Below are 25700 nucleotides of genomic sequence, written 5' to 3'. Positions count from 1 at the left end.
CACTGTAAGGTGTGCGGACCGAACTATCATTGTTTTAAGTTCATTTGTTTGATTGTTTTGGCTGAAACTTTCGTTAGCTCAGACCACAAACAATGCACATCAGCCCATTTCATAAAACTCCGCCACCTGTTCTCAGCACCACAGGCTCCCTGAAGACTTTTATTTTACTACTTCTTCTGATTAAAAAAGATTATACGGCACCTACTAAATATTGTCAAGTGTTTTTTTGAAATTTTCTAAAAAATCTGAACAATTCAATCATTATCCATTCTTATTTCTGACGATAAAGTCGTGGAAGTGACGATATAGACAATATGCAAGAATACCTCCTAAAGTATTGGTCCAGAGGTCATCGACTTCAAAAACACGTCCTGCATCTATCAGCAGGTCTAACAGGAGTTGCGTGCACTCTATAAAGAGGCTCATACAAAAACTATACCGAATAACCGCTCGAAGGCTCCGCCATTCTTCACGAAGGAATAAATGAAGAAAAACTAGGGGGAAAAGAAGAAAAATATTGGTAATATTCTGCAAGAATATCCAGCCCTGATCTGCCAGACTGTCCATCTTATCACCATTGACAATACTGTTGAAAGGCGTGGGTAAAAGGTAGAGCCGACCGATTTGGACAATACCTGGTGTGGAAAATGTCTTATACTTGGGGTACCAAGTCTGAGGTAGGAAACAAAGTAAAACAATAGCCAGAGCATAAGCCCCAGCTAGAGTTATACAAATTTTTCTTCCTAACGTTGTCAGATTTCCATCTGCTTGGAAGATTTTTTTCATGCTCGGATACCTGCCTTAGCCTTAGCAGCTGCAATACGAGCACGCGCTTTTTCACGGTCTTTCTTTAGCGTATTGGAACGCAACTGTCCACAAGCTGCATCAATATCTGTACCGTGTTCCTGACGAACGACACAGTTAACCCCATTTTTCTTCAGGACATCAAAGAAAGCTAAGGTCCGTTCTCTAGTCGAACGGCTGTACTGGTCATGTTCGCTAACTGGGTTGTAAGGAATCAAGTTTATATAAGACAATTTGCGAATATTTTTTGTCAAATCAGCCAATTCCTGAGCCTGTTCGACCCCATCATTAACCTCATTGAGCATAATGTACTCAAAAGTCACGCGGCGGTTGGTCACTTTTATATAGTCTTCAATGGCTTCAAACAAAACTTCAATAGGGAAACGACGGTTGATTCGCATGATACTTGACCGAAGATCATTGTTTGGCGCATGAAGCGACACTGCCAAGTTAACCTGCACACCCTCACGTGCAAATTCACGGATTTTTGGTGCTAAACCAGATGTCGAAACTGTGATGTGACGTGCACCGATTGCCAATCCCTTGTCATCATTAACCACACGCAAGAAGGTCATCACATTATCGTAGTTATCAAGTGGCTCACCAATCCCCATGACAACGATATGGCTGACGCGCTCATTTTGATTGCGCTCATCCAAATACTTCTGTACCAGCATAATCTGAGCGACAATCTCACCACTATTCAAATCACGTTGTTTTGGAATAAGACCTGATGCACAGAAGGTACAGCCGATATTACAGCCAACTTGTGTTGTCACACAGACTGACAGACCATAGTGTTGACGCATGAGAACTGTTTCGATCAACATGCCGTCTGGTAGTTCAAAAAGATACTTGATGGTACCGTCTTTAGATTCTTGGACGATACGCTGTTTAAGTGGATTAACCACGAAGTGTTCTTCCAATTTTTCAATCAAAGATTTTGGTAAATTCGTCATTTCCGCAAATGATTGAACACGCGAACGATAAAGCCATTCCCAAATCTGTGTCGCACGGAATTTCTTTTCTCCATTTTCTAATACCCAGTCAACTAGGTTGGCTTGTGTAAATGCATAAATTGATGGTTTCATGTTTCTCCTATTTCTGGCGGATGACAAAACTACGCTTGGTTTCAGTTATCTGTTGTTCTTTTTTATTTTTGCTATTGAACTGTTTTTTACCCTTATCTCGCGATTCAGCTAAAGATTTGTCTGCCTTATCCTGTTTTATAGTAAAACGTCCAGCCTTTTGGGACTGTTTTTTATTCTTCTCTTTACTCGATTGATTTTTGATAGTGGCTTTTTGTTCTTGACTACGATTACGATTGCGATTTCTGCGTCGACGTGGTTGTCGATTTTCAGGCTCTTCTGGCATTTCCTGCGGATTTGGATTTTCCAAAACAAAATAGGCACACCCAAAACTGCAAAACTCTGTCAAATAATCATCTAGACGGCTAATTTTTAAATCTGACCGAACAGCTTTCTTGTCCTCATAAAAACCCTTCAGACGCAATTGCTCATTGCTCCAATCTCCGACTATATAATCAAACTTTAGCATAATTCGGGAAAAGCGTTGACCAAAAATAGTTTGATCAAATGCTTCTTTGTAATTTTCTACTAAATCCAGTTCGATATTTTCTGCCACAACCTTATTTCCAATGCGGGCAAAACTTGGCCCTGGAAACTTATTGTAATTATATAATTCTGGAGAAATTTCTTTCTTCATATTTCCTCCTGCTCTTTGCTATCTATCTATTATACCATTCTTTTTCATCATTTTCCTAGCTCTTCATCTATAAGAGAAATTTCTGACAATTATCATTTAAATAGAGTTACTCAATTCCTAGAATCTCTCGTATTTCCCCTGCTGTCATACTGGCTCTCTCTATACCACCATCAAGTAAATTTGTTACTAAATGACGTTTAGACTCCTGCAATTCCAAAATCTTTTCTTCAATGGAGCCGCGGGTGATTAAACGATAACATTCTACTTTCTCTGTCTGCCCCATACGATGAGCTCGACTAATGGCTTGCGATTCAACAGCTGGATTCCACCACAGGTCTACTAAAATTACTGTATCTGCTCCTGTCAGATTGAGACCAACACCGCCAGCTTTTAGCGAAATGAGAAAGGCATCTCGGCTACCCGCATTAAAAGCCTGAGTCATATCTTGCCTTTGCTGAGCCGGTGTCGATCCCGTCAACATATAGCTCGTCAAACCAAGATCTCTAATCTCTTCTTCAATGATGGTCAGCATCTGTCGAAATTGCGAAAAAATCAACATACGGTGATTCTCTTCTTTCAATCGTACCAGCAATTCCTTCAAACTAGCAATTTTCCCACTCTCTCCCTTATAATCCTCTATGAAGAGCTCGGGAGTATCACAAATCTGCCGCAATCGAGTAATACCCGCTAGGATTTCAATCTGATTATCTGCTAAATCCTTGTCACTAGCTCCAGAAAAACGTGAACGCATCTGTTGCAACTGTGCCAAATAGATAGCTTTTTGTTCATCTGTGAGTTCATTTAACAAGGCCATCTCTGTTAAATTTGGCAACTCCTGCAGCACATCTTCTTTTCTACGGCGTAGCACAAAAGGCTTTGTTTTCCGAGCAATTTCTGCTGTAGATAATTTCATATACTCTACTTGGCTAGGCAGGAGACCTGGTAATACAATCTGAAAAATAGACCATAACTCTGCTTGGTGATTTTCAATTGGTGTCCCTGATAGGGCAAAACAGGTCTTAACGTCGAACTGTCTCAGTAACTTGGCAATCTTGGTCTGAGCATTTTTCATGACCTGAGCTTCATCTAATATCAAATAATCTATAGTCTTTTGCTGATATAGCTCCACATCTTGCCGAAAAGAAGCGTAGCTAGTTACCAATATTTGATGGTCTGAAATAATTTGTTCTGCTCTTTTTTCTTTCGAACCGTACACAACTTCCACATCCAACTGTGGAGCAAAACGCCTACATTCATCTTGCCAGTTATAGATTAAACTAGAAGGCGCCAATATCAAAACCTGCTCCCCTTCTTGCAAATGCCCAGACAAAAAAGCAATGGCTTGCAGAGTCTTACCGAGCCCCATCTCATCTGCCAAAATACCTCCAAATCCATAACGTTTTAGCATACTCATCCATCTGACACCAACTTGTTGATAATCCCGCAAGGTGACTGCTACATCAAGTGCTGGCAGTGGAAAATCTTCTGGTCGAGCCAAGTCTCGAGCCATTTTCATAAACTCTTTAGAAAAGGTAACATTCTCATCTGTGGCAAAAAAATCTGCTAACTGATACGTAGCGAGCGGACTAAGAGAAATCTGTCCTTTTTGAGCAAATCTAGCTCGTAAATGCCTTAGCGTTTGGCTAATTTTTCTAGTCTCTTCATCAAATACCAGCAACCGCCCAGACTGACTAGTAAAATGTGTCGCATCATTCCATAAGGCTTCTAAAGCCTGACTAATCTCCTCCTGCTCAATACCATCAAACGCAAAGGAAATTTCCAACAAACTCCCTTTATTATCAATAGAAAGAGTTGGCTTCTTTTGAATAAATAATGCCTGTAGTTCTGTCGCTAAAACAGTTGTTCCTAACGCTTCAAATGTGGGTAAGCTGTGAACAAAGAAACGATAAAGATCTGTTCCGTCATCCTCAATAAATTTAATGGCTCTAAACTTTCCTGAAAAACCATGCTGATCCATAATTGTAAAAATGTGCTCCAGATGCCCGATATGGACTGAAAAGGGCAATGTTTGTAAATCAGTGATATTCTGTACCAAGCGATTGGAAAAACGGAGACTCAAATCCAATAAGAGATTTCCATCTTCATCCAAAGAAAAATGAAATTCAGGTTTAAAATCATGAATCTGAAATTTTTTAGGAGCCTTTATCCTACCAATTGTCTGAAAATCTAACAGACTTAAGGCTAACCTATTCTGGTCCTGAAAATCCACCTGAACTTTCCTCAGACCAGATTCTATTGGAGCTATATTACGAATAGCTGTGAGCATATGCGCCTGCTTACAATCTGCATGATACAAGTGGTTTCCAAACAAAATATAGGAGCCATCTAACATCTCCTTTGCAGGCATTTCATGGATAATGAACTCTATCAGCTTGGTCCTGACCTTGACCTCGAATTTAAATAAATCTGCAGTTGCATCTAACGGGAGAACTTGTAAGTCTGTATAAGTCTGCAGTTGATGAACAAGTGTAAAATCAGATAAACCGCGCAGCAAATCTAGCCCTTCTTCAAAATTAGCTAATGGCAAACGTAAATGACGTCCAAAACCAGTTAAGATATCATTACTGACTGCAATTTTTCCTGGGACCAATCTCCACAAAAAGTCAATCAGATTCTGACTGGCTAAATCAAACTGCTCTAAAGCAATCTGCTCAAAATAATGTTTTCCAAACTGATAGTTTCCTCGTTCCCTCACCACCTTCAAAAAAGCACCTATATCCTTTATAATATAGGTCCGACTATCTGGAAAGCGACTAATTTTCAATGTCCAATCAAAATTACGATCATAAGGAAGTACTTGACCCTCAACAGCCAACTGATAGCGAACTCCATCACTTGCTTGGAATAGTATATCATCTAAAAATAGGCCGCCAAAATAAGTCCTACGCCCCAATTCTTCCTGCTGTTGCTCTTTTTCTTTTAATGATTCTGCTAATTGTTTTCCTTCCGTATCATTTTTAAAAAAATACTCAATCGCTGCTAAATGTTGACAGTAGCCTTTCTGTCCAAATAAATCACAGTCACACACTAAATCATCGTCCGTTAAACTATAAGAAAAACGAGAACCATTAACTATCAAATTCACTCGTCCCTCAACATGATCCAGCACTTTTAAAAGTCCCTGCTCATAGAGTTCAATTCCCTCTTGGCGAATCCGACCCGGCATCATTCGACCCATCTTAGCTCCTTTATCCCTCAAACTACCATCAGCTAATTATTAAACAATATCTGAAACATTATCTTTTCATTATAGCATATTAGAGAGGGGGAAGAAAGTTTATCAGAGAGATTTTTCCTTAGGTATACAAAAAAGTATCGACTCTAGCCGATACTTTAAGGAGATTATGAAAAATATTTAGGATTGAGATTAGTATACACTAACGACTGCTTATCAACATCGGTCTTAAGTCTGATTTCTTTCCCTTTTTCAAATCGCTACATTTATGACCGCTGTAAAAATAACCCTTAACCTCATATCCTGTCAGTATTATCTTTACTTCCGTTTCCGTGCTATCAAATGAATCGGTGTTCCTTCAAAGACAAAAGCCTTGCGGATTTGATTCTCCAAGAAACGCATATAGGAGAAGTGCATGAGCTCTTCTTCGTTGACAAAGACCACAAAAGTTGGTGGCTTGGTCGCAACCTGCGTCGCATAGAAAATCTTGAGACGTTTGCCCTTGTCCGTCGGTGTCGGATTGATGGCAATGGCATCCATGATGACATCGTTAAGAATAGCCGACGGAATACGGGTATTCTGGCTCTCACTGATGACCTTGATCATCTCAGGCAACTTGTGCAAGCGTTGCTTGGTCAGAGCTGATACAAAGATAATGGGTGCGTAAGACAGGTATTGGAACTGATCACGAATATCGTCTTCCCACTGTTTCATGGTGTGGTTGTCTTTTTCAAGGGTATCCCACTTGTTAACTACGATAATCATGCCCTTGCCAGCTTCATGGGCAAAACCAGCAATGCGCTTGTCGTACTCACGAATACCTTCTTCAGCGTTGATGACCATCAATATGACATCAGAACGTTCAATGGCACGCATGGCACGCATAACAGAGTATTTCTCCGTATTTTCGTAGACCTTACCAGACTTGCGCATCCCTGCGGTATCAATCATGGTAAACTCCTGACCTTCTGGGTCTGTAAAGTGCGTATCAATAGCATCACGAGTCGTTCCCGCAACAGGCGAGGCAATGACGCGTTCTTCACCCAAAATAGCGTTAATCAAACTAGATTTCCCAACGTTTGGACGACCAATCAAGCTAAACTTGATGATGTCTGGATTTTCCTCCGCTTCGACAGCTGGAAGATTATCGACAATCGCATCCAAGACATCCCCTGTACCGATTCCATGAACAGAAGACACAGGATAGGGATCGCCTAAGCCAAGTGAATAGAAATCGTAAATATCATTACGCATTTCAGGGTTATCGACCTTATTGACAACCAAAATAACTGGCTTATTGGTCTTATAAAGAATGCGCGATACGTATTCATCCGCATCCGTTACTCCTTCTTTACCAGATACGACAAAGACGATAACATCTGCCTCATCCATGGCAATCTCAGCCTGATGCTTGATTTGATCCATAAAAGGTGCATCCACATCATCGATACCCCCAGTATCAATCAAGGAAAATTTACGGTTGAGCCACTCAGCAGTGGCATAAATACGATCGCGGGTAACACCTTCCACATCTTCTACGATGGAAATACGCTCCCCCGCAATGCGGTTAAATAAAGTTGATTTTCCAACGTTGGGACGTCCAACGATGGCAATGGTTGGTAGAGCCATGGCTCCTCCTCTTCTAGTTTACAATAGTTTATGTTTCTCTAATAATTCTCTGGTTTCTGGCTGTTCGCCCTGACCGAACTGTCCAATCAGACGCTCTGACCAGGTTTCTTTTTGGCGAGCTCCTGCGTATTCTGTCTGGATTTGGTCATAGGCCTCAATCGCTTCCACTCCTTGCTCCACGTACTCTTCTTGGAAGACAATAGCTTCCGTTGCCAAACGTGGTTTGACAGGATGGTTTTGCGCCGGATGCCCAAGTGCAATGCAGAAAATCGGATAGGTATAATCTGACAAGTTGAACAGCTCTGCTATTGCCAAGGCCTTATGACGAATCATACCGATAAAGACCCCACCGTAACCCAAGCTCTCTGCTGCCAAGAGAGTATTCTGACCTGCAAGTGCCGCATCGACCGAGGAAATTAAAAGGTTCTCCGTTCCTTTGGCATCAAAATTCGTACCATGTAGCTGCGCTGCCTTGCTGGCGCGATTATGATCTCCTACAAACAGCAAAATCGCCTGAGCCTGCAAAATAGCAGGTTGTGGTACCAAATCATAGAGAGCCTGTTTCTTTCCTTCTGACCGCACTACAATAATCGAATAGGATTGAAAATTCTTCCAACTAGAAGCCGCACGACCCGCTGTGATAATAGCTTCCAGATGCTCAGCCTCTATCGGTGCTTCTGTAAAACGACGGACAGAGCTATGACTCAACATCAAATCAATTGTTTCATTCATCTACGATTAACCCCCTGTAAGTGCATTTCCTGAGCTAGATAGCGGATACGTTCCATGACTCTCTTGGCCTGCCAAGTCTCATCCCCTGACTTTCCTGCGGAAAAATGTCGCTCCAAGTCCGCAAAGGAGAAATTGGAGGTAAAGAAAGTCGGAAGATTTTCCTGCATCCGATACTGGAGAATGACCTGCAAGACATCATCCCGTATCCAAGAACTGTGTTGTTCTGCCCCGATATCATCCAATACCAAGACCTGAGCTGTCTTAACCTCGTCAATCCGTTCTTTCACAGATCCGTCCTTAATAGCATTCTTTATATCTACGACAAAAGTTGGGTAGTGGAGCATGGTCGTTGACAACAAGTGAGTCTTAGAGAGAAGATTGGCTAGGTAAGCCATGAGGTAGCTTTTACCAATTCCAAAGGTCCCGTAGAGATAAATTCCCTTATTGTCTTGGCCAACACGCTTAACAAATTCAGAAATAGCCAACATAATTCCAACCCGGTTTTCATCCTGACGATCCAGGTCTGCAATGGTTACATTTTTTAGGCTAGCTGGTAGATTAATCAGCTGAATGCGATCTTTTATCGCCTCTAGTTTACGCAACTCGACCAACTCTGCCGTTTCCAGATAGGACACATCTGCATACCCTTGATTCATGACCAAAACAGGTTGATAGCCCTTAGCAATGTACGCCTCATCCTGCGACTGAAACTTGTCACGTTCGTTGATAAATTCATAAAACTTGGAAATAGAGCGGCTAATTTCATCTTGATTGAGTCCTTGTTGGCGGATAAAGTCTGCCACTTCCTTGTCTTGCATGATTTCTGCAACCAATTGGTCATAGGACTGACGACCGACGTTGCTAGCTTTCCCTAGTCTATCTTGAACAGATTTCATAGGCCACCTCCCTTATTTTCCATTTCTTCAAACTGGCGATAAAGATCCGCCAACTGAGCCTGACCTTCCGCTGTTTGTTCTGTATTAACTTCTTGCTTGCTCCAATCCGGAACATTATTGGTTACAGTAGCCACTGTCCGCTTGGTTTGCGTTTTCTTACCGACTTGGTTGTCTCTCAAATAAAGAATGGCTGCCTCTGCTGAATGAATGTCCTTATAGGAGAAATCATTGGCCAGCTTGATTGCATACTTCTCATTGAGGTTGGCTGAATCCACCTTGTTAAAGGTGTAGAGCACTAAAACATTAATCACCTCATCCAACAAGCCTAGCTCAACGAGATTCTTAATAAAGGTACGTTCTGAGCTAGTCACTGTCGCCTTACGCGTTTCCTTCAAAAAGACCAAAAACTCCAGCGCTGTCTTGGAACGACTTTCTTGAACAATCGCCTGTTCCTGTCTAGTCAGCTGCTCGCTCCCCTGCACCCCTTTTTGGATTTCCTGTTGCATTCGTTTAGGCTGAATTACCTTCTCATGGGCCGTTTTCTTAGCTATCCGATACAATTCTAACCAAGGTAGACCTGACTTTTCAGCCAAATGATGTAACGCCAAAATGTCATCCGTCTCATTTTGATAACGCAACTGATCTCTTGTCATCATCGTTTGAAAAGCTTCTATATCAAATCCCTCTTTAACACTAGGAGCGATATTCGCCTGCCCTTTACTATCAAACACATCCGAAAATTGCTTAGACACCTTCGTCTTGATAGGTACTTGCCCCTTTAACAACTCTACATTTGCCTCGCCAATTTTCTTAACCAATAATTTCTGATAGAGGCTTTTTTGGAGAAAAGCAGAGCAGGATAGAGGCTCTCGTAAAAGCAATTGGTACCCAGACTCATCCTGATAGATGTCTAGCAACTCCATTGCTGATAAGACATCAAAAGCCTGTTCTAAAGACTGTGTCGCCTGCTGCCCAAGATCGATTTGATTCAAAATTTGGCTAAAGCGATATTTACCACAACCATTATCGTAGTGAGCCCAAAGATACTGGTACAAAACCAATCCTGACATGGTAATAATAGGCTGATAGCATTTTATCAAACTCATCCAATCTGGACTAATTGCATTTTTTTCAACGTACCCATAGGTATCATTCGGTTTCATAAGCACTATCTCCGATTCTTACTCCCCTTTGTGAACTGCTTAAGTAGATTTTCTAGCTCCTCAACATCCTTGAAGGAACGGTAAACAGAAGCAAAACGAACATAGGTAATTTCATCCAGTTCCATCAGTTCTTCCATTACTAAGTTACCAATAACATCACTCTCTACTTCGCTTTCACTCTGTAATCGAATTTTTTGTTCAATCCGATTGACAACTTCATCAATTTCGCTACTAGACACCGGACGTTTCTGTGCAGAACGAATGATTCCATTAAAGATTTTTTCCCGAGAAAATTGCTCTCTCGTACCATCTTTCTTGACTACGACCAAGGTTTTTTCTTCTATTCGTTCGTAGGTTGTAAAGCGGTTGCCACACTGTTCACATTCTCTGCGACGACGAATGGTATTTCCATCTTCTGCCTGACGACTATCTACAACACTAGATTTCAAACTCGTACATTTCGGACAACGCATACACTTACTCCTAACTTATCATTATCACTTCATTGTACCATATTTTAAACAAAAGGACTAGGCAAAAAAAAGAAGAATCATTCCCTTTGTTGTATTTTTCAAAACCCGTTCGCTTTTCTGACAAAAATATTTGGTTTAACTCTCTTAAACTCAAGAATTTTCCTCCACTGATGGATTGAGATGGCTCGAAAACTGAAAAAAAGGGCGTACTACCCCCTTGGTTTTTGAACTATTTTTTATTTTTAGACTACCCAGCTGGCTAAATGAGTATTCTGGCCTTGTTTGAGTTTGGCTAAGGCAAATCCAACCATCACTAAAAAACTCATGGCAATAGCTAGACTCATCTTCTTAAGCCCTCGGATAGTGTGCTTCTCGAATCGAAAGTCGCGGTCTATACGCCCATTCACCCTCTCCACAGCTGTCCGCTTCTTGTAGAGTCGTTTAAACTTCTGACTATCTCTAGCTACTTGATTAAAGATAATAGGTTCTACCGACCGTTTTAAACGGAAGATGCGATTGTCCTGATAACGGGGATGAAAACCATACCGCAAACTGTCACAAGACTTATCGTACCCCTTATAGATAAGCTGAATCGCTTTGCCCTTGTCATCCACCCAAAAGACTTCTCCAGATTGATTGTAAATCACATCCGTATCAAGGTATTGCCTGGTTTCATCTTCTTTCCACTTATGAGGATGATCAATGATAGGAATAATCGTGGCTTCTTCTATGAGATTCTGAAGAGGAATTCCACTATAACCACGGTCTGCCATCAAATATTCCGCTCTCTGCATGGTCGTTTGACGCATGTTTCGAATCAGCCTTTTGGCAACAGTAGGTTCCCCTTCTGAGGCCGTCGTCACTTCCCAAGCAACAGGCAGTTCATAGGTCGCATCAACCACAAGATGACAACGATAGCCATAGTGTTTCTCCATAGAGACCGTTCCATTTTTATGATGACGTTTTTTTATAGCCATATCGGCATCACAGTCAGAGCGTCTATCCTTTCTTTGTTTCTTACCATATGGTGTTGCATAACTATCAATGAACTTGCCATCTAGGGCTAAGTCAACACCAAATTCCGGAAGAAGGTTGTATAGTTCAGATATGCCAGATAAAACCCACTCGTCAATGTCTGGACAGACCTCTTCCAAATCCTGAATAAAACGAGAATAAGCAGACTTAGAGGGAGCATGAACAAGTTTAATAGTACCATTTTTGAGCTTAACACCGTGAGTTTCAAAGCCACAGATTTGACGGAGCTGGCTATTCATATTAAGCTGACGAATCAACTGTTGATCGGTTTCCAATTGAAGAACTATTTTAGCAATATAGGCAATGAAGTAAGATTGAACAGAATAATCCTTACGCCCGTGTTTGCGTTTGGCTTCTAACTCATCAAATAGACCCGTTTCTGGAAGACCATCTAATACCATCAAAATTTTTTCTAAATCACCTAGTTCCTGATCCTCAAAAAGGTTAAGCTGTGTTATAATTTTCATAGTGAGACCTCGCTAATAGAGATTTTTGACTTAAAACTATTATAACGCTTTGACGTTGCATTGAGGCTCACAAAAGGGAAAAATCGCTACTTAACGTGGCGATTTTTCTTTTTATAGCGTGCTAATCTGGTGATAGGACGGGAATAAATAACTACGGGAATGATTCAAGAAAGCTTTTCAGCTTTCAATGTTATTTATGTATCCATTTGAATCCCTTTTTCCTTCAATCGATAATAGGACCACTCTTTTACTAAACGGTAAACTACAGCAAAGATAGGAGTAAAGAAGACCATTCCCAAAAGACCAAATAGGTTCCCACCAATCAATGCCGCTGACAAGGTTAAGACAGTAGGAAGCCCTACAGATTGACCAACCACACGTGGGTAAATGACATTTCCTTCAATTAACTGCAGAATTTGGAACAAAATAATGGACCATAAGGCTAACAGAGGATTTTGTACAGCAACAAACAGGGCGCTAATGAGACAGGCAGAGAAAGGACCAATGTAAGGAACAAAGGATAAGACACCCGCCAAGATTCCGGCCATACTAGCATAAGGGATACCAGAAAGTGAGTAGCTAACAAAGACAAGCGTCCCTATAATGACCGCCTCTACCATCTGACTCATAAGGAATTTATCGTAAGTATCAATAATCACTTCTCCAATATAACAAATGACTTTTACTACCTTCTCTGGCAAAGCTGCTAGCAAAAACTTAACCGTCATAGATTGTAGATGCTCTTTACTGCTTAAAATCGCTAATGTAAAGAAAAAAGCCATAATCAATGTCATAGTTTCAGAAAAAATCCCAGATACGTTACTGACAAGACTGGATAAAACTGGAGTTACATAGGTAGATAGAACCGTCCAATCCGTCAATTTTAACAACCAGCCACTGATTTGTTCCCCAAAGGACCCAGATAGAAGGCCATTTGCTTCCAACCAAGTTGTCAAGCTATTGACAATCTTGGGAACGGCTGTTGAACTAACCGCTACCAAATCTGATACAGTTGTTGTCAAGGTTGGTAGGACAATCACGACTAAACCTGTCACAATCAAGACAAACCCCACCAATACACCAATGATAGCCAAGCCTCGTTTCTGCTTCTCCAAAAACTTAACCTTACCAATTAAACCCTCTATTTTTTTCATAGGAACATTTAAAATAAATGAAATCATTGCCCCCCAACAAAGCGATTCCATGCTCCCCAGCAGGGTTTCACCAATTCCGTAAAGATCAGACCAGTGAAGAACAGTCAACAATGTCCCACCTGCAATCAGTATTAATAGTAGCTTCTCCCTAAATGTTGAACGCATTCTATCTCCCTTTTACCCTACTCTTCTCGCATCACATAACCAATCCCACGTACAGTCCTTATATAGGAGGATTGGCCTGGCAGGTCTAGTTTCCCGCGCAAATAACGAATATAAACATCAACAACGTTGGTTTCTGCTGCCGATTCATATTTCCACACTCGTTCCAATAGCTGTTCTCGACTAACTGGCTCTGGACTATTCATCAGAGTTGCTAATAAATCATACTCCCTTCTGGTCAAGTTAATCAACTCGTCACCACGTGTTACGGTACGATTTTGAAAATCAATTTTCAAATCCCTATACGCTGCATGTAGATGAGCTTGTTTACAGTTATTATCAATGAAATCTCTACCTCTAAAAATAGCTGTCACTTGTTCAACAAGCTCACTAATAACAAACGGCTTGATAACATAAGAAACTGCATAGGTTAAGATATCTGCACTATGGCTTTCTACATATTCACTATCGACTGCCACAATGATCACTGTTGCTGGTTTGATAGCTAGTAATTCTTGTGACAACTCCTTACTGGACATGTCCGAAAGTTGAAAACTCATTAAGATTAAATCAAAATCCGTCTCATGGGCAAGTGAAAGAGCCTCTTCTCCCGTTGAAGCATAGTCAACCAAGTATTCCTTTTTCTGCAATTCCATGGAAACAAAATGCGAAAGATTACGCTCTCTTCCAGCAATCAAAATTTTCTTAGCCATATATCTCTTTCTTGTTTATATCATTACATGGAATGCGTATCATAACCCGAAAGAAGGGCGCTCACACGCCCATCCTTCTTATTTTGATTCGCTATACCAGTCGTAGTGGAAGACACCTTCTTTGTCTTTACGGTTATAAGTGTGAGCACCGAAGTAATCACGTTGTGCTTGAATTAAGTTTGCTGGCAAGTTTTCTGCACGGTAGCTATCAAAGTAAGTGATAGCCGCAGAGAAAGTTGGCACAGGAACACCTGCTTGAACTGCCAAGGAAACAACATCACGAACAGCCTGTTGATACTTAGCTGTTACATCAAGGAAGTATTCATCCAAGAGCAAGTTTGCCAAATCTTCATCACGTCCGTAGGCATCTGTGATTTTTTGCAAGAAACGAGCACGGATGATACAGCCTGCACGCCAGATTTTCGCAATTTCACCAAATGGCAAGTTCCAGTTGTTTTCTTTAGATGCTACGCGCAATTGTGCAAAACCTTGTGCATAAGACATGATTTTTGAGAAGTACAATGCTTGACGGATTTTTTCTACCAATTCAGTCTTATCACCTTCATAGGCAAATGGAGCTGGTTTTGGAAGAACCTTGCTTGCCGCTACACGCTCATCTTTGTAAGTTGAGATATAACGTGCAAATACAGATTCTGTAATCAATGACAATGGCACACCCAAGTCAAGTGATGATTGGCTAGTCCATTTACCAGTACCCTTGTTACCAGCAGCGTCCATAATGTAATCAACGATTGGGCCATCTTGACCTTGATCATCCTTACGTTTCAAGATGTCAGCAGTAATTTCAATCAAATAGCTATCCAATTCGCCCTTATTCCACTCAGTAAAGATGTCTGCCATCTCATCAACAGACAAGCCAAGCAAGTGTTGCATAAGGTCATAAGACTCCGCAATCAACTGCATATCGCCATACTCGATACCATTGTGAACCATTTTTACATAGTGACCAGCACCATCGGGACCGATATAGGTCACACATGGAGCACCATCTTCTGGTGCTTTTGCTGAAATTTCTTCCAAGACATCTGCTACCAATTCATAGGCTTCTTTTTGACCACCAGGCATGATAGATGGTCCTTCAAGGGCACCTTTTTCACCGCCAGAAACACCTGTACCGATGAAGTTGATGCCAGAGTTTGCCAATTCTTTTGAACGACGGATAGTATCTTCGTAGAAAGTGTTACCACCATCAATCAAGATGTCACCCTCATCTAAGTGCGGCAAGAGTGCTTGAATGGTTGCATCTGTACCAGGACCTGCTTGAACCATCAGCATGATGCGACGTGGTTTTTCGATAGAAGCTACAAAGCTTTCTACATCGTAACTTGGTACCAAGTTTTTACCTGGGTTGCTTGCAACAACATCTTCCGTTTTATCAGCAGAGCGGTTGTAAATCGCTACAGTATAGCCACGTGATTCAACGTTAAGTGCAAGGTTACGACCCATTACAGCCATACCTACAACACCAAAATTTGCTTTTGTCATTTATTTACTCCTCTTGTTAGTATCTCTTTCATTATACACCGAAAACGCATAATTGACAAGAATTTTCTGATAATTTAACCATCCAAACAATTGCTACTCATTCTCGCTATCGAATAAGCCTTGCAATTGGGCAAAAGGACTGTTGGCTTCTTTTCTCTCTTGGACATCTTGCTGGAATGCTTCTTCCGTCATCAAGGTCCAGGTTTGACCTGAAGGCAGCTCAGTCCCTGCCTCTTCCTCAGGTGTCAAGACCTTGATTGGAATAGCTAACAAGATATTATCCGCCACACTTTCCTCTAGGACGATGTGGTCATCTTCAACTACCAAAACCATATCCTCATCAATCAAATCCTGCTCCTTGAGTGCCACTTCGTTGGCTACAAAAAGTTCATTAACCTCTTGGACCTCATGCAAAATAACTGGTTGTAACGAACGACTGGATGCTAAGGTAATATCGTAAGTCATCTGGTAATCCAAGAAAAAGAATCCTGATTCAAAGCGGACATTTCCAGTTACTTGAACTGGCGACAAACCTAACACTTCACTATTTCGAGCTTGTAATTCTTCCTGTAAATCCAGGGTTTTCTCAAACGAAATTCCATCTGGATTTTTCTGAATATCATAAATATGAAACATGATTTTCCCCTATTCAGCTAGTTCTGTGATGTAGTTATAGACTTCTTGACCAGCAACCGCACCATTTCCAACTGCCGTTGCAATCTGACGAAGTTGATTTTGGCGAATATCTCCGATGGCGTAGATACCTGACTTGCCGGTTTCCATCTTTTCATTGGTCATAACCCAACCAGCCTCATCCGTAATACCCAAATCAGCAACAGCATCCGTCATCGGATCCAAACCAACGTAGATGAAGACACCACCAAAATCAAGTTCAGAAATCTCTTCGGTTTTCACATTTTTAATAACAACACTTTGCACTCGTAAGTCGTCACCCTTGATTTCTTCCACCACACTATCCCAGAGGAAATTGATTTTTTCATTAGCGAAAGCACGGTCCTGAATAACTTTTTGAGCACGAAGTTGGTCACGGCGATGAACAATGGTTACAGACTCTGCAAATTGAGTGAGGAAGAGGGCTTCTTCAACAGCAGAATCCCCACCACCAACAACCAATAGTTTCTGACCACGGAAGAAAGCACCATCGCAGACAGCACAGTAGGAAACCCCACGGCTGTTGTATCTATCTTCACCTGGAACACCTAGTAAGCGGTGTTTTGCTCCCATTGCTAAGATAACTGTTTTAGCTTCTAAAATACCATCTTCTGTGATGATTTTCTTAATAGGACCGTCTTCTTCAATTCGCACCAAGGTACCAAAAATATGATCCACTCCAAATTTTTCCAATGGTTCAAACATCTTTTCAGCCAAATCTGGTCCTGAAATGTGGTCATAACCCGGATAATTCTCGATTTCGGCAGTATTGTTCATTTGACCGCCATAAATCCCACGTTCCAAAAGTGCTACTTTTAAATTACTCCGCCCTGCATAAAGTGCTGCCGTCATTCCAGCAGGACCAGCTCCAATTACAATTGTATCGTACATCATTTTCCTTTCCTACGCTTTTAACATCAGTAATATCCCGACTACTCCAAATGATAAAATCGGAATTGTCATAACAATGATTGTCAAAAGATCAAATAAAAACTCTTGTCTTTCTTGCCTTGTTTTATCTACTTCTCGGACTAGACGGAGAAAGAGTACGCAAAGACTAACAAAGATGACTATCCCCGCAGCAATCAATAGACTTTGCAAATATAGTCCTAAAATAATCTGTAACATATCGACCTCTGTTTTCTTTAAAAAGTCTGCCTTTTAGCCTTCCGCTCTGCACGACCTTTTGCTCTAGCTTCCACTCGCTTCGTTTTACGGCGTTTTTCATCTACAGCCCACTGGATTTTTTTCTTGTAACCTGGCTTAACTTTTTTCTTTTTCTTCTTGACTAAGCCAATCATCTCTAAATCCAATTTTTCACGGGATTTTTCACGATTGGCACGGCGGTCTCGGTCATAAGTATCAACAAACTCACCGTCCTTTATTTCTTTAGGCTGGAAGTTGATATTCAGTTTTTCTAACTCCCGAATATCGGCATCATCACTTGGTTGATAGAAGGTAATGGCAATTCCACCCAGACCATTTCGGCCTGTCCGCCCCACACGGTGAACAAAGAAAGACAAGTCCTGTGGAATAGCATCATTGATAACATGGCTGACTCCTTCGATGTCGATCCCACGTGCTGCCAAATCTGTCGCAACAATGTATTCAAAATCTAGATTTTTGACCTGGTTCATGATGCGCTTGCGTTCCCGAGGAGCAATATCTCCGTGGATTTTAGCCACACGCAGACCATTTGCAGTCAGATAGCTGTGCAATTCATCCGCACGTGTCTTCGTATTGACAAAAATCATGGCTAGATAGGGTTGCATAAGCTTGGTCATTTCCAGGATTTGCGCATTTTTGTCGCGCCCCTTAGTCGAAATTAGCCAGTTTTCAATAGTATCTGCGATAACCGTCCGCGTCTTGATCTGTTCAATAACAGGATTTGACAAGTACTTTTTTAAAAATGGTTGTAATTTTTGTGGAATAGTAGCTGAAAAAACTAAAAATTGCAAGTCTTTCGGGAGACTCGATGCAATACGATCTACGGTTTCTAAAAAGCCCATATCCAAGGTCATATCTGCCTCATCAACCACAAAGGTCTTAGCCTTATGAATAGCCAAATCACCTGATTTGACTAAGTCATAAATCCTCCCAGGTGTTCCAACAACGATATGAGGTTGACCAGCTTGTAATTTTTCAACCTGACGATTTTTATCTGTCCCTCCGACATAGTTGACCACACGAACCTCTGTTTCCGAATAACTAGCAATCTGACGTGCAGCCTGATAAATCTGGGTTGCCAACTCACGTGACGGTGCAGTAATAACTGCTTGCACATGGTCTGCTCTCTCATCTAATTTCTGAAAGATTGGAATTAAAAACGTATGAGTCTTCCCCGAACCTGTCTTGGATTCACCAACAAGGTCGCGTCCTGACAAAACAATCGGAATCAACTTCTCTTGCACCTCCGTAGCAGTTACAAAGTTGATTGCCGACAAGGCCTCCTGTATATAATTTTTTAGGGTAAATTCTGTAAATTTCATGGTATCCTCTTTTTCTAGTTCTTTCTATTATAGCACAAAAAACAGCAGACCCTGCTGTTTTTGAATTATTCTTATAGGTACAAGATTGCGAGCGTTAGCAAGCTCATAACCAATCCGAGTCCCCAAAGGAAGAAGTCAACCTTCCATTCGCTCCATTTCCCGTGCTTTCCTGTCAATCCTCCCAACTCAAGATGATGATGGAAGGGTGTCATACGGAAAATGCGACGACCTTCTCCAAATTTTTTCTTGGTGTATTTGAAATAAGAGACTTGCAACATAACAGAAGATGTTTCAATAACATAGACCAAACCAACCAAAAGTAAAGTCCATTCCACGCGTAAGGCAATGGATATCGTTGCCAACATTCCTCCTAAAGCTAAGCTTCCCACATCTCCCATAAAAATCTTAGCAGGCTTGTGGTTATAGATAAAGAAACCAAGCAAACCTCCAATCATAGCCACACAAACCAAAAGAATATCAAATTTGTGGTCTACATAGGCAATGACTGAATAGGTCGCTAAACTGATCACCACAGAAATAGAAGCCAAACCATCAATACCATCTGTCAAATTGACCGCATTTGAAAAGCCTACTAACCAGAATAAAACAAAGGCAAAGTAAAGTGGACCCAGTTGTACAAAATAACCAAGTATATTTAATTCTCCACCTACCCCTGCAGCTTGAATATGAACAAGGTAGAAGACTGTCCCCCCTAAAATCTGTAAAGCTAATTTTTGCTTCGGATTGAGACCCTCATTAATCTTACGAAAAATCTTCAAGAAGTCGTCTAAAAATCCAATCAGACCATAGAGAAAGAGGATAAAGAGAATAGCCAATACCCCACCTGTCAGCATGTGAAAATGAGAGGCAACAAAATAACTGACTAGGATAGATACCACAAGAAATACTGTACCACCCATGGTTGGAGTGCCAGCTTTGAATTGGTGCTGTTTGACATCTTCGTGCATCTGTTGCCCTTCGATGCGCTTAGCCTGATAAAATGTTATAAAATGTGGTATGAGTAAAACAGTACCTACAAATGAAAGTAGACCTGCCATAATTGCAGAAAACATGTTATTCTCCTAATGTTATGGTAATATTTTTTATATTTTTTAATTCTTTTCCAACACTCTCACTTTGACCTACCACTATGGAACCTTCTCCTTCATACGACACTTCTATCCCTGTCCATGAAGCAAAAATATCCATATTTTCTTTGGTCCATCCATACATATCAGGTACCGTAGAGAATTTATTGGTAAGCAACAAAATTTGTTGATTGGATGCCAAGTTAGAACCTACTTCAACAGAAACTTTCTCAATTTTATCCCCATTCCCCAAGATTACAGGTTGAACAAGATACTGTCTAAGTTTTTCTGCTGTAGCACCAGGACCTTTCCCAATAATGTCTGGCAAAGCATACTCCGTTTCTGTTTCAATAGCTGTTAAAGCTGGAGCAGGCTCTGTCAGATTTAAACTGTCTTTTAAGAGCATTGCTTCTTTCAAGGTTGGATTGATAATATCCTGCCAATATAAAAGACTGAGTGATTGTGGTTGTTGAATCGTTACATACATGATGAACTCTGGGTCCTCCGCCGGTACCATTGCAACAACAGAGTTCATTGTATCATTTACACCATCCATGTAACCAGAACCATCTTCCTTTGCAATCTGAGCAGTTCCAGACTTCACAGCAATGTTATAACCATCTACTTGGATAACTGCTCCACCAGCAGCTTTAGAATAGAGAGTTCCATAAACTGGGTCTGTCCCAACGGTAATCATGTAATTTCTAGTTTGCTGTGCCGCTGTAGCCGATACTGGATTCCCCATAATTTCAGGTTCTGATAGGCGGACAGAGTCTGTATTAGAGTCATAAAGGGCTGAAATAAATTTAGGTTGCAACATGATTCCATCATTTGCAATAGCTGAAAAGGATCGCAACATTTGAACTTGTGTAGCAGAAATTCCCTGTCCAAATGAAGACATCGCAACTGTGGCTACGTTATCCTCTGGAAGCAAACCAGATGTCTCACCTCCCATACCAAAACGCGTTGGATACCCGAATCGGAATTTATTAAGATAATTGAGCCATGTCGCATCTCCCATTTGTTGTTCCAACATCGTCATCCCAATGTTACTTGAAAAAGCAAATCCTTGAGCTAGGGTCATGGTTTGTGGTTCACCACCCATATTGACAGACCAGTCCCGAATCGTAACATCGGCAATCTCATACTTATCAGCATAGTATGTTGTATTTGGATTGAAACTACCATTATCAATCGCAGATGCTAAAGTAATGACCTTCATGGTTGATCCAGGTTCATCATTTCCTTGATATAGAAGTGAATATTGTAACAGTCCGTCATCATCTAGACCTTCTTTGGTGTCTAGATTATAGCTTGGTCTCTGTGTTGTAGCTAAAATCTCACCTGTTTTAGCTGAAATCAGGGTTGCATTGGCATACTTTCCTTTTGCCTCCTGAAAGAAAACATCCATGTAAGTCTCCAAGGAACGTTGTAGATCCGCAGAAATAGTAGTATAAACATCCTGTCCGTCAACCGGAGTCACCTGAACATCCTCTGTTCCAGGTAAAATACGTCCTTGACTGTCTTTTTCATAGATGATTTTTCCATCCTGACCAGCCAAAATGTCATTTAGATAATACTCCATCCCAGAAGCACCCTGCAAGCTATGGCTTCCGTCCGTATTTTCAACCAGATTAGCAAGTCCAATGAAAATAGAAGCAAAATCGCCATTAGGATACATACGTCCAGGACTAGTTGAGAAGCTGATTCCTTTGATTCCAGCCTTCTCCATAGCATCACTGATGCTAGTCATAGTACCATAAGAAATATCCTTCCCTAGCGTCCCAAAATAAACCTGTTTTAAATTAGGTTGTTTAAGCTGTTGAAGAACATAGGAAGTTTCCATTCCTAATTGTTGGTGGAAAATTTCTGCTACTTGATCAAATTGGCTTGGCTGGACATACAAGATTTCATTTAAGGCCGATACGTACTCTGTATCAATCACAGCATAAACAGTATAGGTAGTAGAGTCTTTCGCAATCGGTACCCCTGTACGGTCATAAATTGTACCACGCCTAGCCTGTACAGTTATTTCTGTCTGATGGACCTTTTTTGCTCCTTCAGACAAATCTTGACCAAACTTACTATCTGTTCCAATAATGATAGCAAAATTAATTAAAAAAAGAAAAAAGACAAAAACCGTCAACAGAATCAGGCTTTGCCCCACTCTTCTACGATTCTTTGACGGAATATAGCGTTGTTTTAAAACATAGCGCAACAATCGATTATTCTTCGGCATTATTCTGCAACTCCAATATTATCATTGTTAAATGTCAAGCCCTGTTTATCTGCAATTTCCATAAGGCGAGCTTCTCGAACAAGATCATTAATGGCTTGCTCAGCATCATCAATCTCCACTTGCTTTGCATTTATTTCTTGGTTTATTTGAGCCATTTCTGACTGTACTTGTAAGAGACGAGTTTGCATAAATACTACACCAATCGCTAACAAAAGACCAGACAGAACAATACTCCCATAGAAGGCTCTCTCAACACGACTGAATGTTTTAATTCTATCGCTAATGATACGAACAGCCACATCTCTACGTCTATCTTGTAACATACATAGGTACTTCCTTTATTTACTTGTACACTTTTTTGGCCACGCGCAACTTAGCAGAATGCGCGCGGTTATTCGCTTCTAACTCCTCTTGACTAGGTAAAATCGGTTTGCGATTGACCAATTCAAGCGGTGCCTTCAAATCATCGGGGATAAAAGGCAAGCCTTTAGGCACATCAATAGTGCTGGCCTCCTTGAACAATTGTTTGGTCAAGCGATCTTCTAAGGAATGGAAGGTAATAACCGAAATCCGTCCATCTAAAGCCAATAAATCAATGGCCTGTTGGATAGACTGGTCCGCCGCCCCCAATTCATCGTTGACCTCAATTCGAATGGCCTGAAAAATTTGTTTAGCTGGATGCCCTTTTTTCTTGAGTTCCTTAGCCGGCTTGGCTGACTTGATCAATTCTGCCAGCTCAGTCGTCGTTTCGATTGGCTTCTCGGCACGAGCTTGCTCGATTTTGCGAGCAATCTGCTTGGAAAATTTATCCTCACCATATTTGAAGAAAATCCGTACCAAATCATGATAGTCATAGGTATTGACTACATGGTAAGCCGTCAGGTGACCATCACGGTTCATTCGCATATCAAGCGGAGCATCTTGTTTGTAAGAAAAACCACGTTCCCGTTCATCTAATTGAGGACTAGACACTCCCAAATCATAGCAAATCCCATCAATCTCTGTCACACCAAGTTCTGCCAAGCGTGTCTTGAGATTGCGAAAATTGTCCTTGATAAAGGTCACCTGCCCCTTTTCAATATAAGAAGCCAAACGAATCTGAGCATGGTCGATGGCCGTTTGATCCTGGTCAAAGGCATAGAGGTGCCCACCATCTGTCAACTGGCTCAAGAGGTACTCACTATGACCTGCCCCGCCCAGCGTTGCGTCTACGTAAATTCCATTTGGTTTGATGTCTAGCATATCTACTGTCTCATGCAAGAGAACAGTTGTGTGGTTAAATTCCTTGGTCATATCTTTTCTATTGTACCACAAAATAAAATAAAAAGTTGTTGCAAACTTTTTACAAAAAATATGTCAAATATAGTTGACAAGTTTTCTTGATGGGTATATAATAACATTACAGAAAGGTGTCAGATATAGTTGACATCAACAGGGAGGCCTCCCACATTTTTTTACAGTTGTGTGTCGGATATAATTGACAATTATTTAAAAGGATATCCAACCTATCCTCTCATTTTTAACCAAATGTGTCAGATATAGTTGACATAGAAAGGAGGGCACATGAACCGTGTCAAAGACTACCGCCTACTGCTCGGTATTTCCCAACTAGATTTGGCCAAGGCCATCGGCGTATCCAGGCAGACCATCAACATGATTGAAAACAACAAATACAATCCCTCACTAGACCTCTGTATCAACCTGGCCAAAGCATTACAGACCGATCTCAACAGCCTCTTTTGGAATGAATAGAAAGGAAAATATCATGAAAAAGAATGCACGCAAAGCCCTCATCTCTACCCTTATTTTTATCCCCCTTTTTGTCATCTTTCAACTTTGGGGCAATAGCGGAGCAGATACCTTACGTACCATCAGCCAAGCAACATTCTGGTTGAAAATGTTGATTACTGGGACCATCTACTTCCTTGCACTAGCTTACCTGCCACTCATTTTTCGTCGTAAATAAAAGAAAATACTAGAAAACAGATAATAAGGAGAATCAACATGAAAAAGAATACACGTCAAGCTCTTATCTCTACCCTTATTTTTATCCCACTCTTTGTCCTCTTTCAGCTTTGGGGCAATAGCGGAGCGGGCATTTTGCACATTATCAGTCAGGCTAAATTCTGGGTGCAACTGCTGATTACTGGGACAATCTATTTCCTTGGACTAGCTTACCTGCCACTCATTTTCCGTCGTAAGTAAATAGGAGTATCGTATGAAAAAGGAAACCTTTCAAGATAAATTGATCAAACGTTTTTACGGTATCGCTGGTCCCCTTGATGAATACCGCAAACAAGAAGCCTTCCGACTAGGCAATACCTGCTTTATCCTACTCTTTTGGGGCACCATGGCTCTTACCCTACTGGCAATTGCCTTATACAAACGCTTCCCAGAAGTCGTTGCCTATGGCTACCCAACGGCCCTACTCCTGTCCACTCTTTCCTCCAGTATGTATATGACATCCAAGATGCGCCACAGCCAAGTGGACAGTTTAGATGTAGAAGAACTGACTAACAAGGAACAGAAACAACTCAAGGGAGCAAGTATCAAATTCGCCCTCTATTTCACTACCGTTATGTACATCTGGGTGGTTGTTTTCGGTGCCTGGATGGAGGGGCTCAATCCTCTCGATCACCTATTTGACCTCCGAAAATTCCTAGCAGCCTGTCTAGGTGGTGTTTTCACGGGCATTGCTCTTGAAATCATGTTACGCAAACGCATGAAAAAGGCTGAAAAACTAACTGTCAGCTCTGCTATTTCCAAAGATGAACCCAAGTGGCTCCAAACTATGATACGGCATTTCTATGGTATCCGTGGTCCTTTAGACGAGTACCGACGGACCAAGGCAGACGCTATCGGCGGTCACGCTTTTATCTATCACTTCTACTTCCTTGCCCTTGGAAACGCTGTCGCCTACTTCCTAGCTATCCGCTATCCTGTGGAGGTTGCCAACTATTATCCAATGACAATTGCTCTCTTTAGCTTTATCTTGCTAGGTATCGTCAATATGCAGACCCTCCATGCTGACTTGCCCCAATATGACTTGGATGAGCTTAGTCCTGAGGAAAGACAAGGCCGGCCCCTTAACCCACTTCTTTGGGGACTGGGAGTGGCACTGCTTTCGACAGTTTTTGCTGGAGTGGCAGACCTCTTCAGACTTGAGCTTCCCCTACTCGCTTCTATCTTCCATGTCAAATCCCTATTATTTGGAGCGACAATGGGAATCTTTGCTAGCATCGCCTTATCTGCTTTTGCCTATCTTCAAAAACTGGATGCAGAAGTCACTAAGAAAAAATAAAATAATGTAAACTATTTTATTATTCTTTAATCAGACCGATCTTTATTCTTTTTTCCTCATAACAGATATCAAGTCATTGGAAAGATTAGCCAAAAAAGTAAACTAACTTTTCACATTATTTTATTCTCCTAGTGTGTTTTTTCACTTATTCCATCGTTTAATAAAAACTAAAGAGACTTCCTACACAAATTTTTTCAAAAAATTGCATTTTTGCTTTATTTTTTACGATTTTGTGCTACAATGTTGTCATATTTTT

The 25700-nt window shown here is 41.1% G+C and carries 25 protein-coding genes; 4 read left to right on the top strand and 21 right to left on the bottom strand.

Annotated features, from left to right (window positions below; translation table 11 throughout):
* Positions 1-261 precede the first annotated feature (261 nt).
* The 21 genes from AC4CS8_RS02010 to rsmH form a co-directional block, all read right to left on the bottom strand.
* Entirely contained in the window at positions 262-786 is a 525-nt protein-coding gene (locus tag AC4CS8_RS02010) for a VanZ family protein (protein WP_493893307.1), read from the bottom strand.
* The gene (gene rlmN, locus AC4CS8_RS02005; RefSeq protein WP_493893306.1) at positions 783-1895 is read right to left on the bottom strand and encodes a dual-specificity RNA methyltransferase RlmN; all 1113 of its coding nucleotides are present in this window, start codon (positions 1893-1895) and stop codon (positions 783-785) included. Before rlmN ends, AC4CS8_RS02010 begins: the two co-directional genes overlap by 4 nt.
* Before the next feature lie 7 nt (positions 1896-1902).
* On the bottom strand, positions 1903-2529 hold the full coding sequence (locus tag AC4CS8_RS02000) for a YutD family protein (RefSeq protein WP_493893305.1): 627 nt from the start codon (positions 2527-2529) through the stop codon (positions 1903-1905).
* A gap of 106 nt (positions 2530-2635) precedes the next feature.
* On the bottom strand, positions 2636-5728 hold the full coding sequence (locus AC4CS8_RS01995; RefSeq protein ID WP_493893304.1) for a pilus expression-regulating Snf2 family helicase: 3093 nt from the start codon (positions 5726-5728) through the stop codon (positions 2636-2638).
* 315 nt (positions 5729-6043) lie between these two features.
* Positions 6044-7354 carry a ribosome biogenesis GTPase Der gene (der, locus tag AC4CS8_RS01990; protein ID WP_493893303.1) on the bottom strand — a complete coding sequence of 437 codons (1311 nt, stop codon included), beginning with the start codon at positions 7352-7354 and terminating at the stop codon, positions 6044-6046.
* Positions 7355-7372: 18 nt separating this feature from the next.
* Positions 7373-8086 carry a nitroreductase family protein gene (locus AC4CS8_RS01985; protein ID WP_493893302.1) on the bottom strand — a complete coding sequence of 238 codons (714 nt, stop codon included), beginning with the start codon at positions 8084-8086 and terminating at the stop codon, positions 7373-7375.
* Complete coding sequence (gene dnaI, locus AC4CS8_RS01980) at positions 8083-8982, bottom strand: primosomal protein DnaI (protein ID WP_493893301.1); 900 nt, start codon at positions 8980-8982, stop codon at positions 8083-8085. Before dnaI ends, AC4CS8_RS01985 begins: the two co-directional genes overlap by 4 nt.
* The gene (locus AC4CS8_RS01975) at positions 8979-10145 is read right to left on the bottom strand and encodes a DnaD domain protein (protein ID WP_493893300.1); all 1167 of its coding nucleotides are present in this window, start codon (positions 10143-10145) and stop codon (positions 8979-8981) included. The genes dnaI and AC4CS8_RS01975 overlap by 4 nt, the downstream gene beginning before the upstream one ends.
* Positions 10146-10150: 5 nt before the next feature.
* Complete coding sequence (nrdR, locus tag AC4CS8_RS01970) at positions 10151-10618, bottom strand: transcriptional regulator NrdR (protein WP_493893299.1); 468 nt, start codon at positions 10616-10618, stop codon at positions 10151-10153.
* A gap of 242 nt (positions 10619-10860) precedes the next feature.
* Positions 10861-12120 carry a transposase gene (locus AC4CS8_RS01965; protein WP_493892440.1) on the bottom strand — a complete coding sequence of 420 codons (1260 nt, stop codon included), beginning with the start codon at positions 12118-12120 and terminating at the stop codon, positions 10861-10863.
* Between the two features lie 194 nt (positions 12121-12314).
* Positions 12315-13439: an AI-2E family transporter gene (locus AC4CS8_RS01960; RefSeq protein WP_493893298.1), complete on the bottom strand. Its 1125-nt coding sequence runs from the start codon at positions 13437-13439 to the stop codon at positions 12315-12317.
* Positions 13440-13456: 17 nt separating this feature from the next.
* Positions 13457-14149: a response regulator transcription factor gene (locus AC4CS8_RS01955; protein ID WP_493893297.1), complete on the bottom strand. Its 693-nt coding sequence runs from the start codon at positions 14147-14149 to the stop codon at positions 13457-13459.
* A gap of 78 nt (positions 14150-14227) precedes the next feature.
* Positions 14228-15655 carry an NADP-dependent phosphogluconate dehydrogenase gene (gene gnd / locus AC4CS8_RS01950; RefSeq protein ID WP_493893296.1) on the bottom strand — a complete coding sequence of 476 codons (1428 nt, stop codon included), beginning with the start codon at positions 15653-15655 and terminating at the stop codon, positions 14228-14230.
* A 93-nt stretch (positions 15656-15748) separates the two neighbouring features.
* Positions 15749-16291, bottom strand: coding sequence for a YceD family protein (locus tag AC4CS8_RS01945; protein ID WP_493893295.1), 543 nt, complete (start codon positions 16289-16291; stop codon positions 15749-15751).
* A gap of 9 nt (positions 16292-16300) precedes the next feature.
* Positions 16301-17221, bottom strand: a complete 921-nt coding sequence (trxB, locus tag AC4CS8_RS01940; protein ID WP_493893294.1) for a thioredoxin-disulfide reductase — start codon at positions 17219-17221, stop codon at positions 16301-16303.
* A 9-nt stretch (positions 17222-17230) separates the two neighbouring features.
* The gene (locus AC4CS8_RS01935) at positions 17231-17455 is read right to left on the bottom strand and encodes a DUF4059 family protein (protein WP_493893293.1); all 225 of its coding nucleotides are present in this window, start codon (positions 17453-17455) and stop codon (positions 17231-17233) included.
* Between the two features lie 17 nt (positions 17456-17472).
* The gene (locus AC4CS8_RS01930; protein WP_493893292.1) at positions 17473-18816 is read right to left on the bottom strand and encodes a DEAD/DEAH box helicase; all 1344 of its coding nucleotides are present in this window, start codon (positions 18814-18816) and stop codon (positions 17473-17475) included.
* A 71-nt stretch (positions 18817-18887) separates the two neighbouring features.
* Positions 18888-19889, bottom strand: coding sequence for a phospho-N-acetylmuramoyl-pentapeptide-transferase (gene mraY, locus AC4CS8_RS01925; RefSeq protein WP_493893291.1), 1002 nt, complete (start codon positions 19887-19889; stop codon positions 18888-18890).
* Position 19890: 1 nt separating this feature from the next.
* On the bottom strand, positions 19891-22143 hold the full coding sequence (gene pbp2x, locus AC4CS8_RS01920; RefSeq protein WP_493893290.1) for a penicillin-binding protein PBP2X: 2253 nt from the start codon (positions 22141-22143) through the stop codon (positions 19891-19893).
* Entirely contained in the window at positions 22143-22466 is a 324-nt protein-coding gene (gene ftsL, locus AC4CS8_RS01915) for a cell division protein FtsL (protein ID WP_493893289.1), read from the bottom strand. Before ftsL ends, pbp2x begins: the two co-directional genes overlap by 1 nt.
* A gap of 19 nt (positions 22467-22485) precedes the next feature.
* The gene (gene rsmH, locus AC4CS8_RS01910) at positions 22486-23436 is read right to left on the bottom strand and encodes a 16S rRNA (cytosine(1402)-N(4))-methyltransferase RsmH (protein WP_493893288.1); all 951 of its coding nucleotides are present in this window, start codon (positions 23434-23436) and stop codon (positions 22486-22488) included.
* Between the two features lie 270 nt (positions 23437-23706).
* Here rsmH and AC4CS8_RS01905 point away from each other — a divergent pair, with 270 nt between their 5' ends.
* The 4 genes from AC4CS8_RS01905 to AC4CS8_RS01890 are packed head-to-tail and all read left to right on the top strand — an operon-like array spanning position 23707 to position 25444.
* The gene (locus tag AC4CS8_RS01905) at positions 23707-23895 is read left to right on the top strand and encodes a helix-turn-helix transcriptional regulator (RefSeq protein ID WP_002942681.1); all 189 of its coding nucleotides are present in this window, start codon (positions 23707-23709) and stop codon (positions 23893-23895) included.
* 13 nt (positions 23896-23908) lie between these two features.
* Positions 23909-24109 carry a hypothetical protein gene (locus AC4CS8_RS01900; RefSeq protein ID WP_493893287.1) on the top strand — a complete coding sequence of 67 codons (201 nt, stop codon included), beginning with the start codon at positions 23909-23911 and terminating at the stop codon, positions 24107-24109.
* 38 nt (positions 24110-24147) lie between these two features.
* Entirely contained in the window at positions 24148-24348 is a 201-nt protein-coding gene (locus tag AC4CS8_RS01895; RefSeq protein ID WP_493893286.1) for a hypothetical protein, read from the top strand.
* A 13-nt stretch (positions 24349-24361) separates the two neighbouring features.
* Complete coding sequence (locus AC4CS8_RS01890; protein ID WP_493893285.1) at positions 24362-25444, top strand: DUF3278 domain-containing protein; 1083 nt, start codon at positions 24362-24364, stop codon at positions 25442-25444.
* Positions 25445-25700 lie beyond the last annotated feature (256 nt).

The sequence above is a fragment of the Streptococcus sp. NSSLK0004 genome (genome assembly GCF_059039125.1).
Note: the sequence above shows the minus strand (reverse complement) of the source record. Positions and strands in the feature narration are given on the sequence as shown.